The organism is Kitasatospora sp. NPDC094016 (assembly GCF_040304045.1).
In the GTDB taxonomy this organism is placed as follows: Bacteria; Actinomycetota; Actinomycetes; order Streptomycetales; family Streptomycetaceae; genus Kitasatospora.
Genome location: NZ_JBEOUK010000025.1, coordinates 52,492 through 66,200, shown reverse-complemented (window position 1 = coordinate 66,200; position 13,709 = coordinate 52,492). Strand labels below are relative to the sequence as shown.

General features: G+C 75.3%; 12 protein-coding genes. 7 read left to right on the top strand and 5 right to left on the bottom strand.

Translation table 11 applies throughout. The features are described from left to right. The first annotated feature begins 36 nt into the window (after positions 1–36). On the top strand, positions 37–1,026 hold the full coding sequence (locus ABT015_RS22800) for an ABC transporter ATP-binding protein (RefSeq protein WP_350881857.1): 990 nt from the start codon (positions 37–39) through the stop codon (positions 1,024–1,026). 46 nt (positions 1,027–1,072) lie between these two features. On the opposite strand, the gene ABT015_RS22795 is transcribed toward ABT015_RS22800, so the two are convergent. Together ABT015_RS22795 and ABT015_RS22790 are read right to left on the bottom strand one after the other, a co-directional pair. Continuing rightward, positions 1,073–1,252 (bottom strand): hypothetical protein, encoded by a 180-nt coding sequence (locus ABT015_RS22795; RefSeq protein WP_350881855.1) that lies wholly within the window; start codon positions 1,250–1,252, stop codon positions 1,073–1,075. Positions 1,253–1,403: 151 nt separating this feature from the next. After that, a complete protein-coding gene (locus ABT015_RS22790; RefSeq protein WP_350881853.1) occupies positions 1,404–2,945 on the bottom strand; it encodes an AMP-binding protein in 1,542 nt (513 codons plus the stop codon). Positions 2,946–3,120: 175 nt separating this feature from the next. On the opposite strand from ABT015_RS22790, the gene ABT015_RS22785 reads away from it, so the two are divergent. Next, entirely contained in the window at positions 3,121–3,783 is a 663-nt protein-coding gene (locus ABT015_RS22785) for an AAA family ATPase (protein ID WP_350881851.1), read from the top strand. Between the two features lie 77 nt (positions 3,784–3,860). On the opposite strand, the gene ABT015_RS22780 is transcribed toward ABT015_RS22785, so the two are convergent. Next, positions 3,861–4,811, bottom strand: coding sequence for an SDR family NAD(P)-dependent oxidoreductase (locus ABT015_RS22780; protein WP_350881849.1), 951 nt, complete (start codon positions 4,809–4,811; stop codon positions 3,861–3,863). Positions 4,812–5,040: 229 nt separating this feature from the next. Here ABT015_RS22780 and ABT015_RS22775 point away from each other — a divergent pair, with 229 nt between their 5' ends. From ABT015_RS22775 to ABT015_RS22760, 4 genes are all read left to right on the top strand, one after another. Next, positions 5,041–5,793 carry a thioesterase II family protein gene (locus tag ABT015_RS22775; protein WP_350881847.1) on the top strand — a complete coding sequence of 251 codons (753 nt, stop codon included), beginning with the start codon at positions 5,041–5,043 and terminating at the stop codon, positions 5,791–5,793. A 64-nt stretch (positions 5,794–5,857) separates the two neighbouring features. Next, positions 5,858–7,162, top strand: coding sequence for a styrene monooxygenase/indole monooxygenase family protein (locus ABT015_RS22770; protein ID WP_350881845.1), 1,305 nt, complete (start codon positions 5,858–5,860; stop codon positions 7,160–7,162). Positions 7,163–7,456: 294 nt separating this feature from the next. Continuing rightward, on the top strand, positions 7,457–7,912 hold the full coding sequence (locus ABT015_RS22765) for an archease (RefSeq protein WP_350881843.1): 456 nt from the start codon (positions 7,457–7,459) through the stop codon (positions 7,910–7,912). 51 nt (positions 7,913–7,963) lie between these two features. Continuing rightward, on the top strand, positions 7,964–9,391 hold the full coding sequence (locus ABT015_RS22760; RefSeq protein ID WP_350881841.1) for an RtcB family protein: 1,428 nt from the start codon (positions 7,964–7,966) through the stop codon (positions 9,389–9,391). A gap of 27 nt (positions 9,392–9,418) precedes the next feature. On the opposite strand, the gene ABT015_RS22755 is transcribed toward ABT015_RS22760, so the two are convergent. Together ABT015_RS22755 and ABT015_RS22750 are read right to left on the bottom strand one after the other, a co-directional pair. Then, positions 9,419–10,918: a carboxylesterase/lipase family protein gene (locus tag ABT015_RS22755; protein WP_350881839.1), complete on the bottom strand. Its 1,500-nt coding sequence runs from the start codon at positions 10,916–10,918 to the stop codon at positions 9,419–9,421. Positions 10,919–11,303: 385 nt separating this feature from the next. Next, positions 11,304–12,620, bottom strand: coding sequence for a COG1470 family protein (locus tag ABT015_RS22750; protein WP_350881837.1), 1,317 nt, complete (start codon positions 12,618–12,620; stop codon positions 11,304–11,306). A gap of 239 nt (positions 12,621–12,859) precedes the next feature. Here ABT015_RS22750 and ABT015_RS22745 point away from each other — a divergent pair, with 239 nt between their 5' ends. Then, on the top strand, positions 12,860–13,585 hold the full coding sequence (locus ABT015_RS22745; RefSeq protein ID WP_371522529.1) for a helix-turn-helix transcriptional regulator: 726 nt from the start codon (positions 12,860–12,862) through the stop codon (positions 13,583–13,585). Positions 13,586–13,709: the final 124 nt, after the last annotated feature.

Here is a 13,709-nt window from a genome sequence, read left to right as displayed (position 1 = left end):
CAGGACCTCTAGGACAGTCAAGACAGGAGACGAGCGGTGAAGAGCACTCCCCAGGAGCAGCCGGTCGCCGATGCCCCCAGCTTGCAGGAGCTCCGGCAGCGGGCCCTCGCCGCCGCCTCGCCCAAGGCGTACGGCGAGGGCGCGGCCATCGTCTGCGACCGGCTGGTGCGGATCTTCAGCGCCGAGGGCGTCGAGGTCCAGGCGTTGCAGGGGCTGGAGCTGACCATCCAGCAGGGCGACCTGGTCGCCCTGGTCGGTGCCTCCGGCAGCGGCAAGTCCACCCTGCTGACCATCCTCGCCGGGCTCGACGTGCCGACCGCCGGAAGCGCCACCGTCGCCGGCTGCGACCTGCTGGAGATGTCCGCCCGGGAGCGGCTGCGCTACCGGCGCGAGGTGGTCGGCTTCATCTGGCAGCAGACCGCCCGCAACCTGCTGCCCTTCCTCACCGCCGCCGAGAACGTCGCCCTGCCGATGCAGCTGCGCGGGCGCCGGGCCGGGGCCGGGCGGGCCAAGCAGCAGGCCGACCGGGTGGCCGAGCTGCTGGAGGCGCTGGAGATCGGCGACCTCGCCCACCGCCGCCCCAACGAGCTCTCCGGCGGCCAGCAGCAGCGGGTCGCGATCGCGGTGGCGATGGCCAACAACCCGCCGGTGCTGCTCGCCGACGAGCCCACCGGCGAGCTGGACTCCGAGACCGCGGGGGTGATCTTCGAGTCCTTCCGCACCGTCAACCGGGAACTCGGCGCCACCGTCGTCATCGTCACCCACGACCCGATGGTCGCGGGCGAGGTGCGCCGCACGGTCGCCATCCGGGACGGCCGGACCAGCAGCGAGGTGCTGCGCCGCACCGTCACGGACGAGCACGGCGAGGAGTCGGTCAACGAGCGCGAGTACGTGATGCTGGACCGCACCGGGCGGGTGCAGCTGCCGGTCAAGTTCCTGGAGTCGCTCGGGATGGAGCACCGGGTGGCGGTCGACCTCGCGGCCGACCACATCGAGGTCCGCCCGGACGACATCGCCGGGCACTGAGGCGACGGGCACCGAGGAAGCGGAGGGGCGGCGGCCGGCTGGTCCGTCAGCTGTCGCCGCCCATCCGCTGGAAGAGCCCGCTGCCTTCGGCGTCCGCGCGCGGGTCGGGTGCGTCCTCACCGGCGCGCTCGCCCCGGGCGGTGGCGGTGCAGAGGGCGAAGACGAGCACTGCACTGGCCGCGACGGCGAGGATTCCGAGTGCGGTCAGGACGCGTAGCCAGGTCAAGGAAGTGCCTCCTGGGGACGGTGCGGAGGAAGGCCGCCGGGGTTGTATCGGCAGTTCGGTCCGCACGGTCGAGTGTCCACAGGCGGTTCTTCCCGTCGTCCGCCGCGCGAGAGGTCGCCCGCGCGGGCGCTCGAAGCATCAGTAGGGCGCGTCACACTCCCTCGCGCGCCCCTGTGGGAATGACGGTCCGTTCCTGCGAGGACGTGGCCAACGCCCGCAGCGCGTCGAGGTCCGGCTTCCCCGCCCCGGTCAGCGGGATCCCCGGCAGCACCAGGACGGAGTCCGGAGCGCACCGAGGCCCGACCCGCTCCCGGGCCCAGCGGCGCAGTTCCTCCGCCGTCGCCCGCGATCCCGGCCCGGTGACCACGGCCGCGTGCACCCGTTCCAGCCGGTCCGGTCCGGCCGTCGCGAACATCACCGCCTCCCGCACCTCCGGGTGCGCACGCAGCGGCTCCTCGACGTCCCGGGGGAAGACGTTGTGCCCGTCCACGATCGCCATCGGGCGGCGCCCGGCCACCGTCAGATAGCCGGCCGTGTCCAGGCTGCCCAGATCGCCGGTGTGCAGCCAGCCGTCCCGCAGCACCCGGGCGGTCAGCTCCGGATCGCGCCAGTAGCCGACCATCGCCGTCGGGGTGCGGACGCAGATCTCCCCGGTCCGGCCCGCCGGCAGCACCGTCCCCTCCTCGTCCACGATCCGCACCTCGGTGTCCGGGAACGGGCGCCCGGCCGTCGACAGCAGCCGCGGGTCCAGGTGCTCGTCCGGGCCCAGCCTCGTCACCGGCCCGCACTCCGTCAGGCTGTACGTCTGGTGCAGCACCCGGCCCAGCCGCCGCGTCGCCTCCGCCAACCGGCGCGGCGACGGCGGACAGCCGGTGTACGTGACGCGGCGCAGGCTGCCGGTGTCGGTCGCGCGCAGCAGCGGATGGTCCAGCACGCGGTAGAGCAGGTGCGGCGGCAGATACACCCGGGAGACCCGGAACCGCTCGATCGCCGCCAGCACCGCCTCGGCGGCGAAGGCCTCCTGCAACACCACCGTGCCGCCCGCCGCCAGCGCCAGATCCGCCGTCGTACCGCCGCCGTGGCACAGCTCCGTACAGAGCAGGAACGTCGAACCGGACAGCAGCGCCGGTCGCGGCGGCCGGGCGAACCGGCGCAACACCCCCTTCGGCCGGCCCGTCGTCCCGCCGGTGAACCGCACCGCCATCACGTCCTGCGGGCGGAACCGCGGGGCCAGCGGGTCCGGCGAGCGGGACGCGGCCGCCGCCGACAGGTCCACCCCGAGCTCCGACGGCCCCAGCGCGAACAGACCCGCCGAGGGCAACGCCCGCGCGATCCCGTCGGCGGCGGCCCGGCAGCGGGCCGGATCGAAGACCAGCGCCGACGTCCCGGCGAACCCGGCCAGCGCCACCGACTCGCCGACCGGGCCGTCCGGATGGGGCATCGCCACCCGGCACCCCAGCAGGTTCGCGGCCAACCGCACCAGCACCGCCTCCGGCCGGTTCCCGGCCAGCACCGTCACGCCGTCCCCGCGCCCGAGCCCGGCACCCGCCAGCGCCCGCGCCGTCCGGTACACCCCGTCCAGACACTCCCGGGCGGTCAGTGCCTCCTCCCCCCAGCGGATCGCCACCCGCCCGGGATCCCGCTCCAGCCCCGCCAACACCAGCCCGGTGTACGTCGGCCCCGAATCCGCCATGCTGCGGCCTCCTGTCTGATGGGACGTCAGCTTAGGGCGGGTGCGGTGGTGGAGTGGTGTGGGGGATCCCGGGGGCAGGGGCCGCTGCCGGGGCGTCCTGCCGTGCCCGGACCGGAGTGCCGTACCCGCGGCCGGGAGTTGTTAGGGTTCCCCGTCGGACAGGGACGGGGGACACGTGGGCACCAGCACGGGCACGGCCGAGGCGCCGGGCGGGCAGGGGGCCGAGGAGCGCCCGCACGGCGTCCTCGACCTGCGGGGCGTCGCGGGGGCGGCGTTCACCGTGGGCTACCCGCCCGATGCCGTCGTGGTCGTGTCGGGCCTGCCGGGCGCGGGCAAGAGCACGCTGCTGCGGCGCTGGTCCGGGGCGGGGACGGTGCCGACCGTCGACCCGCGCGCCGTCCACGAGGCCTGCGAGGCGGTCATGCCCGCCCGCCTGCCGTACGCGGTCTACCGGCCCTGGGCCCGGCTGGAGCACGTCCGGCTGCTGCGCTCCTCCGTGCGGCGCGGCGGGCCGCTGCTGGTGCACGACTGCGGCAGCCGCGCCTGGATGCGCCGCTGGCTCGCCCGCGAGGCCGCCCGGCAGGGCCGGCAACTGCACCTGGTGCTGCTCGACGTCGGTGCCGCCACCGCGCTGGACGGCCAGCGCGCCCGGGGCCGCCACGCCTCCGCCCGGGTCTTCGCCCGCCACCGCCGGGGCCTGGACCGACTGCTCGCCGCCTTCACCCGCCACACGCGCTCCGGCACGCCGACACCGACCCCGGAAGCGGCCTCCGTCCTCCTCCTCGACACCGCCTCCCGCTCCCGCGCCACAGCCGTCCACTTCGGCCCTGCCCGGTGAGGCCCCCGGCGGAGGCGGTGACCGGGAGCAGTGCCTGAGCTGCCGGGAGCGGTGAAGTCCCCTGGCCGGAGCGGTGGTCAGAGGAGGCCGAGGCCGGGATCCACGGCGGCGAGGCGGCAGGTGGCGTCCCAGAGGCGGTCGGCGACGGCACGGTCGGTCAGGTGGGGCTGGGCGGGTTCGAGGCGGGGGGCGCCGCGCAGGCCGAAGACGCGGGGGCCCCAGAGCTGGCCGCCCTGGGCCTGCGGGTCGAGGACGGCCCGGACGATCGGCCACGCGCCGTGGTCCTTGCCCTGGAGGAGGAGCCCGGCGGGCAGGCCGCGCAGGCCTTCGGCGACGGTCCGGGTGTGGACCGGCGGGCGGGGCGGGGTGAGCGAGTCGAGTGCGCCGCCGGGGTGCGCCAGCAGGCTGAGCACGGTGCTGCCGGCGGCGCGGAGGCGTCGGTCGAGTTCGAGGCCGAAGGTCATCTGCGCCAGTTTCGAGCGGCCGTAGGCGCGTTTGGGCCGGTAGTCCACGGCCGACTGGAGGTCGTCGAGGTCCAGTCGCTCCGAGCGGGCCGCGAAGCTGCCGACCGTCACGACGCGGCCCGCCGGTGCGGCCGTGAGCAGGGGGGCCAGCCAGCGGGTGAGCGCGACGTGCCCGAGGTGGTTGGTCGCGAACATCAGCTCGTGCCCGGCCCCGGTCTCCCGGCGCGGCGGATCGTCCAGCGCGACCCCGGCGTTGTGGACGACCGCGTCGAGGTGGTCGAGGGCGAGCCCGTCCACGGCGGCCCGCAGGGAGGGCAGGTCGGCGAGGTCCAGCGGGAGGTTGCGCACCACGGCGCCGGGGACGCGGGAGCGGATCGACGCCATGGCGGCCCCGGCCCGACCGGCGTCCCGGCTGCCGAGCACGACCGTGGCGCCCGCCCCGGCGAGCTGCTCGGCGACGAAGTAGCCGATACCGGCGTTGCCCCCGGTGACCAGGACGCTCCTCCCGGCGGCGGCCGGCGGCCGGTGAACGTCCCACGGCCGGTTGCGGGTTGTGGACGACATGCTGATGACCTCCTGGCGAATTCGGGGCCGCCGGGACACCCGCGATTCGGGCCTGCGGCCCCGCCGGCAGCCCCACGATCACAGGCCTGACCGGCAGATCACTGACAGATCGCCGTCACCGCCGGCGGGCCCCAAGATCGTCGAACCGCCGGGTTTCGGGCCCGCGTCGGGTGGGGCCCTGCGAGACTAGGGCCAGCAGAGTTCGTCACGGAGAGAGGTCCGCATCCGCATGTCCAGCAGTGCCGCCGTCGACAACCCGTGGTTCCGCCGCTTCAGTCCGTCCGACTCCGCCCCCGCCCGGATCGTGATCTTCCCCCACGCGGGCGGCTCCGCCAGCTACTACATGGAGTACGCCAACGCGCTCGCGCCCTACGCCGACGTGCTCACCGTCCAGTACCCGGGCCGTCAGAACCGCTTCGCCGAACCGGCGATCGACTCGGTGCTGGAGCTCGCCGAGCAGCTCTACCGGGAGCTGCGCGAGTGGACGGACCGGCCGCTGACCTTCTTCGGGCACAGCATGGGCGCGGCCGTCGCCTTCGAGACCGCCCGATGCTTCGCCCGCGACGGCCTCCCGGGGCCCGAGCGGCTGTTCGTCTCGGCGGGCCGCGCGCCCTCGCTGCCCCGGGAGACCGCCGTCTACCGGCTGCCGGACGACGGGCTGCTCGACACGATCGTGCGCCTCGGCGGGACGGACGAGCGGATCCTCACCATCCCGGCGCTGCGCGAGCTGATCCTGCCGGCGCTGCGGGCCGACTACACCGCCATCGAGACGTACCGCTGCGCACCGGAGGCGACCGTGCCGCAGCCGATCACCGCGCTGGTGGGGGAGACGGACCAGAACGCCACCGTCGACCAGGCCGCCCAGTGGGACCGGCACACCACCGGCGGTTTCGACCTGCGAGTCTTCCCCGGTGGGCACTTCTACGTGGCGGACCAGACCGCGGCCGTGGTCGAGGTGCTCACCGCGCACCTGCGGGGCTGAGCGGCCGCGCCGGGGCGCAGTCGGCCCCGGTGACGCGCCCCGGCGGCTCGGCTACTGTGCCTGCGTGACGGGCCGTCAGTCGAGCCGCCGTCGGCGCCGTCAGCCGAGACCACCCACCCTGGAGGCCGCCATGCGCCGGATCGCCGTCGTCGGAGCGGGCCAGGCCGGCCTGCAGCTCGCGCTGGGGCTGGTGGCGGCCGGCTACCGGGTGACGCTGGTCGCCGAGCGCACCCCCGCGCAGGTGCGCGGTGGGCGGGTGCTGTCCACCCAGGCGATGTTCGGACCGGCGCTGCGGACCGAGGCGGCGGCCGGGCTGGACCTGTGGGCGGGGGAGGCGCCGGCGGTCCGCGCCGTCCGGTCGGTGCTCGCGGTGCCGCCCGGGGTGCGGGCGCTGGAGTTCACCATGACGCTCGACGAGCCCGCCCAGTCGGTGGACCAGCGGCTGAAACTGGCGCGCTGGCTGGAGCTGCTGGAAGAGCGCGGCGGCCGGGTCGAGTACCGCTCGCTGGACCGGGACGGCCTGTGTGAGCTCGCCCGCCGGCACGAGCTGACGGTGGTCGCGGCCGGGCGCGGCGAACTGGCCGGGGTCTTCGAACGCGACGCCGCCCGCTCGCCGTTCGACCGGCCGCAGCGGTCACTGTCCTGCCTGTACGTCCACGGGGTGGGCTCGCCGGATCCGGGCACCGAGCCGCGGGCGCGGATGCACGCGCTGCCCGGCCTGGGCGAGCTGTACCTGCAACCGGCCCTGACCCTCTCCGGCCCGTGCGCGATCCTGCTGTGGGAGGCGCTGCCCGGCGGGCCGCTGGACGCGTTCCGCGACGCCCCGGAGCCCGACGTCCAACTCGCCCGGATGCGCGCCCTGTTGCGCGAGTACCTGCCGTGGGAGGCGGAGCTGTGGGCGGACGCCGAGCCGACCGATGCCGGGGCCGGACTGTCCGGCGCCGTCACGCCGGTGGTGCGGCGGCCGGTGGCGGAGCTGGGCACGGGCGTCGACGCCGTCCACGTGCTCGGCCTCGGCGACGCGGTGGTGGTGAACGACCCGATCGCCGGCCAGGGCGCCAACAGCGCCGCGCGGGCGGCGCAGGCGTACCTGCGGGCGATCGTCGAGCACGGCGAGGCCCCCTACACCGCGGACTGGATGTGCCGCACCGCAGAGCGCTTCTGGCGGCAACACGCCCGGCACGCGGTCGAGTTCACCGCCGCGATGCTCACTGTGCCGGACCACGTACAGGGCGTGTTCGCGGCCGCCGCCGAGCACGAGGAGGTCGCCCGCCGGCTCGCCAACACCTACGCGGAGCCGAGCGACCACGCCGCCTGGCTGGCGACCCCCGACCTGACCGCCGCCTACCTCGCCTCGGTCCGCGACTAGGCCCTGTCCGGTCGATCTTGGCGGATCAGCTCGCGGCTCCCCCAGCCTTCGGCCGGGAGGTACCCCCATTACGCGCCCGGCTGGGCGTGCGCCCGGATCGTCCTCGTACTGGGCGTACTTGGGCGATTCGGGCGTGCGTCCAGGCGGGATGCCCGGCGTCGCGGGCCCGGCAAGATCGGCCGGACAGGGCCTGGAGCCTGTCCGACCCGCCCCGGGCGCCGTTGCGGTTGCCTCCGGGGGCCGCGCGGGACGAGGCTGGAGGGGGAACGTCAACGGGGGCGGGAGGCGTCGCTCGTGGACGGTCGCGGACCCGCGGGGCGTGCCGGCAGCGGCCACCGGACCGTGCCGCACACGGCGGACCTGCGGGTGGAGGCCTGGGCGCCGACGGCCGAGGGCTGCATCGGCGAGCTGGTGCACGCCGTCGTGGGCGGCTTCGCGGACCTCTCCGGCGCGCGGATCGTCGGTGAGCGCGGCTGCACCGTCCTCGCGGCGAGCGACGCGGACCTGCTCGCGGGCGTCCTGGAGGAGGTCGTCTACCGGATGGACGCCGACGGCGAACTCCCGGCCGGGCTGGCGCTCGGCCCGATCCGCGGTCTGGACGGCGCCCGGACCCTCGAGGTCCGCTTCCGGATGGCGGACGCCGCCACCGCGGCCCTGGTCGGCGCCGTGCCGAAGGCCGTCTCGCTGCACGATCTGGACCTGCGCGCCGGCCCGGACGGCTGGACCTGCCGGGTGACGGTGGACGTCTGAGCGGGTCGGGGGCGACACCGGGCGCAACGGGAACGGAACGGGGTGAGCGAAGTGGGGATCGCACTGGTCGAGGCGGGCCGCTGCCGCTGGCGGATCGAACCGCGCCCGCCGATGCGCGTGCCGGGCGTGGTCTTCGCCAGCCGCGCGCTGCTGCCGCAGGCCGCCGGGGACAAGGCGCTGGAGCAGGTGGCCAACGTGGCGACCCTGCCCGGCATCGTCCGCGCCTCCTTCGCGATGCCCGACGTGCACTGGGGCTACGGCTTCCCGATCGGTGGGGTGGCCGCGACCGACGTCGACCAGGGCGGGGTGATCTCGCCCGGCGGGGTCGGCTTCGACATCTCCTGCGGGGTCCGACTGCTGGGCGCGGGCGTCGGCCGCGACGAACTCGACCCCGAGCGGGTCACCCGCCTGATGGACCTGCTCGACCGCACCGTCCCGCGCGGCCTCGGCCGGGGCGGCCTGTGGCGGCTGTCCGTCCCGGAGGAACTGGACGACCTGCTGCTCGGCGGCGCCCGCTACGCCGTCGAGCACGGCCACGGGGTGCCGCGCGACCTGGAGCGCTGCGAGGACGGCGGCGTCCTGGCCGGCGCGGCCCCGGGCGAGGTCAGCACCCGCGCCGTCGAGCGCGGCCTGCACCAGGTCGGCAGCCTCGGCTCGGCCAACCACTTCCTGGAGGTCCAGGCCGTCGACCGGGTGCACGACCCGGAGACGGCGGCGGCGTTCGGCCTGCGGCCGGGCCAGGTGTGCGTCATGATCCACTGCGGCTCGCGCGGCCTCGGCCACCAGATCTGCACCGACCACGTCCACGCCATGGACCGCGACCTGGAGCGCCGGCGGATCGAGCTCCCCGACCGCCAGCTCGCCTGCACCCCGGTCGACTCGCCGCGCGGCCGCGCCTACCTGGGCGCCATGGTCGCCGCGGCCAACTACGGGCGGGCCAACCGGCAGCTGCTCTCCGAGGCGGCCCGCCGCGCCTTCGCCACCGCCCTCGGGGTCGGCCTGGAGCTGGTGTACGACGTGTCGCACAACCTCGCCAAGCTGGAGACCCACGACGTGGACGGCGTGCCGCGGCGGCTGTGCGTCCACCGCAAGGGCGCCACCAGGGCGCTGCCGCCCGGCGACCCCGGCCTGCCCGCGGACCTCCTGCGGGCCGGACAGCCGGTGCTGGTGCCCGGGACGATGGGCACCGCCTCGTACGTCATGGTCGGGCTGCCCGGCAACGAGGCCTTCGGCTCCGCCTGCCACGGGGCCGGGCGGGTGTGGAGCCGCCACCAGGCGCTGCGGACGGTGCGCGGGGAGCAGCTGCGCGGCGAACTGGAGGCGCGCGGCATCGCGGTGCGGCCGGCGTCCTGGCGGGCGCTGGCGGAGGAGACTCCCCGGGCGTACAAGGACGTCGACGCGGTGGCCGCCGCCACCGAGGCCGCCGGGCTCGCCCGGCCGGTCGCCCGCCTGGTGCCGCTGGGCGTGGTCAAGGGCTGACCCGCCCTGCGGCGGCGTTCCGGGCGGTCAGCGCAGGTCGAAGGCGGCGGGGTGGTGTCCGGCCCAGATCCGGCGGGCGGTCTGCTCGGGGTAGCGGACGGTGCGGGGGCGGGCGTCCAGGACGCGGGTGAGCTGTTCGTCGGGGTGGAAGGCGGGCCAGCCGGGATCGCCGGTGGTGGCGAAGGAGACCCAGGCCCGGTGGAGCTCGCCGGAGACCGCGACGGCCTCCGGCGAGGGGGTGTCGCCGAGGAGCTGCCGCCCGATCGGGCTGTCCAGCGTTCCGAAGGCCAGGGGGACGTCGAGGCTGTGGCAGGCGCCCAGGACCCCGCCGAGCGCGGGCAGGGCCAGCTCGAACAGGTGGGAGGTGCCGCCGGCGGCGGTGTTGGCCTCGGCGAGCTGGAACGAGGGCATCCGGAACAGGGCGTCGGAGCGGACGGCCTCCAGCAGTGCGTCCGGGGTGGCCCGCGGGTACGCGGCGCGGTAGGCGTGGGGGCCGTGCGGCTGCGGGGCGAAGAGGTCGAGCGCGGTGCGGGCGTCCTGTTCGGTGAAGGTGCCGAGGAGGCCGGCCATGACGGTGAACAGCCGGAACTCGTCGCGGGTGTGGCCGACGAGCAGGTCGATCCCGGCGGCCCGGCCGGCGGCCAGGGCGGGCCAGGGCGCTTCGGGCAGGACGTCGCCGTCGACGACCGGGCAGACCGCGAGTCCGGACTGGGCGAAGGCCCCCCAGTGCTCGCCGTGTCCGGGCAGGTCGGCGCTGAGGGCGGTGAGCTCCCCGGCGAGGCGCCAGGGGTCGACCGCGGACAGGGCGGCGGCGGTGGGCGCGGTGCCGAGCCGGCCGGCCAGTGCGGCGGTGACGTCGGCGGCCAGGGCGGGGGTGCAGTGGCTTCCCGGCACCGAGTGGGTGACGGCGCGTCGGAACAGGCCGCGCACCGGCTTCATGGTGAGCAGCGCGGCGATCGAGCCGGCCCCGGCGGACTGGCCGGCGACGGTGATCTGGTCGGGGTCGCCGCCGAACGCGGCGATGTTGCGCCGGACCCACCGCAGTGCGGCGGCCTGGTCGAGCAGGCCGCGGTTGGCCGGGGCGCCGTCGAGGTGGGCGAAACCCTCGACGCCCACCCGGTAGTTGAGGCTGACCACGACGAGTCCGGCGGCGGCCAGGACCGTGGCGTCGTACATGGGGTCGTCCGAGGCCGCCGCGACGTAGCCGCCGCCGGGGATCCAGACCAGGACGGGCAGTCCGGCCGCGCCCGGGTCGGGGGTGTGGACGTTGAGCGTGAGCCAGTCGGTGCCTCCGGCCGGGCCCGCGGCCGTCGGCCCGGACTGCGGCGGGGTCGGGCCGAACCGTTCCGCCTCGCGGACGCCGTCCCAGGGTTCGGCCGGGGCGGGGGCGGCGAAGCGCAGCGCGCCCACCGGGGGCCGGGCGTACGGGACGCCCCGGAAGACGGCGTGCCGGCCGAGGAGACGGCCGCGCAGCAGGCCTTCGGCGGTGCGCACGGTCGGGTGGGTGGGCAGGTCGTGCTCCGGCATGGGCCCCTCCTCGGTCCGACTGCTCCGACCGCCTCCAGGGTAATCGGCCGCCGACCGGCACCCCGGACGGGCTGTCCGCCCGTTTCTGACCGACCGACCGGTCGGCGATCCTGTTTCCGGGCACGCTGGTTGACGAGGTGTCAGGCATGGGCGAAAGGGCAGGATCCACTGTACGAACGGGCCGCTCCGCTTGCCCGTTCGGGCGGATGCCCGGTGCCGGCGGGCCCTATGGCGTCCGCCGGGCTTCCGGGCGGGTGTCACTCACGTCACTCTCTGTCCCATCAAGGCCGGGTTGGTGTTAGAAACGACTACTGAACCGGCCGGTAATGTTGCACTCCATTGACAGGTGCATGGTGTGAACGGGAAGTGAGGGAGAGGTGCGGTTTCAGCGCTTGATATCGCTCAACTGCCCACTGACGTTCAGCAGTTCGTGGCACTGGGCGGCCTGCTTCCCCGAGGCGGGCGTACCCGGCTGCTGGCAGACCACGCTCGCCGTCACCGTCTGGTCCTCGGGGACCTCGATGGGAGTCACCCAGTGATAGTCCTGGTTGCGGAAGGTCTCCAAGGCGATGGTCGTGATCGTCTGCTCGCCGAACTTGATGGTCAACAGCCCCTGGTCGCCCTGGAAGTTGGCGGCGACGATGTCGGTGATGCGGAAGACCTTGCCGTGGTCCACCCGGTAGGCGCCCACCGCGGAGCCGCCGGTGTTGGTGGTCACGTCCACCGTCGTGGAGAACTGCTGCTCCGTCCCCGGGACCGAGCGGCCGGAGCCCCCGCCCGAACCACCGCCGGAGCCGCCGCCCGCAGCGCCGCCCGGCTGCCCCTGACCGCTCGGAGTCGCTCCGGGGGCCGGGGCCGGCGGAGCCACGACGGGGGCCGGGGTGAACGAGGCGACCTTCTGCTCGACGGCCTTGTCCGCGGCCTGTTTCGCGGAACTGCGCACCGCCGGCCGGACCAGCGTGAGCCAGGCCAGCAGCAGCGCGATCAGCGCCGCGATGAGCGCGAGCAGCCACTTGGGCAGCAGCGCGTGCTGGACGAACTCGCCCTCCAGCACGTGTTGCCGCTCGGCCGGCTGCGGGCCGTCCGACTTGGCGGCCTCGCCCTCCTGGCCGACGGTGACCTCGAAGGGCCAGGTGGCCGGCTTGCCGAACCAGATCAACTTGCCCGCGCGCACCCGCAGCCGGGTCTCGGCGGACTCGCCCGGTGCGAGTCGCAGCCGCTCCGGGGCGAACCCGAAGCGCAGCTCCTCGCCGGGCTGCGCCGGGGCGAACGTCACGACGGCAGCCGTGTTCCCGAGGTTGCGCACCGACGTCCGGTAGCGGGCGCGGAGCCAGCCCCGGCGGCGCCGGGGAGCGAGCGCGGCGCGCAGCTCCCGGAACGGCGTCACGGTGACGGTCGTCTCCGGCACGGTCACCAGTTCGGGGCGCTCGGCGGGCAACACCCGGATGCCGAGCGGGAACTCACCCGCCCGCACCTCGTGCGAGCGAGCCGGGGCGAGCCGTATCGTCACCGTCTCGGACGTCCCCGGGAAGAGCGAGAGACGGGCCGGCTCGACCGTCGTCCACGAAGCGCAGGCCCCGACCACCTCGAGCGAGTACGCCTCAACGATATCGGTGTCGTTGCGTACCGTCAGGGTCGTCGTGGCCACGTCTCCGGGCGACACCGTCAGCGCGGGAAGGCCGAGTTCGGCGGATGCGGTCATGCCGTGACGGTAGGACCGGAGGACACCCCCAGGAGAGAGCCCCGCGGGCAAGCCGCGGGCACACCCCTTGCCCGCGGGAACAACCACGCCCTGCCCGGGGCCGATGCCCCGCCCCCAGCCAGCGCTCCCCACCCCGCCCCCCCGGCAACACCCGCGGCCGGCTCCATGACATGGCGCCCGGCCGTCCTCACCATGCGTCCGGTGACGCAGACGAAGCAGAACGGAACAGTTGGATGACGATGATCGAGACCACCACCCATGAGGCCGTCGGGGCGACCAGGTCCGTCCAGGCCCGACCGCGTGGATCGGCCGAGCCCGCCGCGGTGCGCGTGAACGTGAAGCCCGGCCGGGTCCAGGTGGCGGTGTACGCGGAGGACATCATCCTGCACACGGGCGTCGTCCAGCAGCTGAGGCACCGGCCGGAGGTGGAACTGCTCGCCGAGGGCGACGTCGCGCGCGCACAGGTCTCCCTGATGGTGGTCGACGGGCTGAACGACGCCGTGACCGACCGGCTGCGCCGGCTCCGGCTCAACACGCAGAGCCGGACCGGGCTGGTCGTGGGCCACTTCGAGGCCGGCGGCCTGCAGACCATCATCGAGTGCGGCGTCGGCGCCGTGCTGCGCCGCTCGGACGCCGACCAGGACCGGCTCGTCCACCTCATCACCGCCCTGGCCAACGGCGAGGGCGTCATGCCGGGGGACCTCCTCGGCAAGCTGCTCGACCGGGTCGGCAGCCTCCAGCGCACCATGCTCGACCCGCGCGGTCTGACCCTGTCGACCCTGACCGCGCGCGAGGCGGAGATGCTCCGGCTGGTCGCCGACGGCCTCGACACCAGTGAGATAGCGGCCGAGACCTCGTACTCCGAACGCACGGTCAAGAACGTGCTGCACGAGATCACCACCCGGCTGGGACTGCGCAACCGCGCCCACGCCGTCGGGTACGCGATGCGCCACGGCCTCATCTGACGACGCCGCCGGAGCGTCGGCGCCGGATTGCCCTCAGGGGCACCGGTCGCTACCCCCGGCTCGGGTGCCCGGGGCCTGTCGCCCGCGCGCCCGGGCCGGGGAGACTGCCGGACGTACCGCCTTC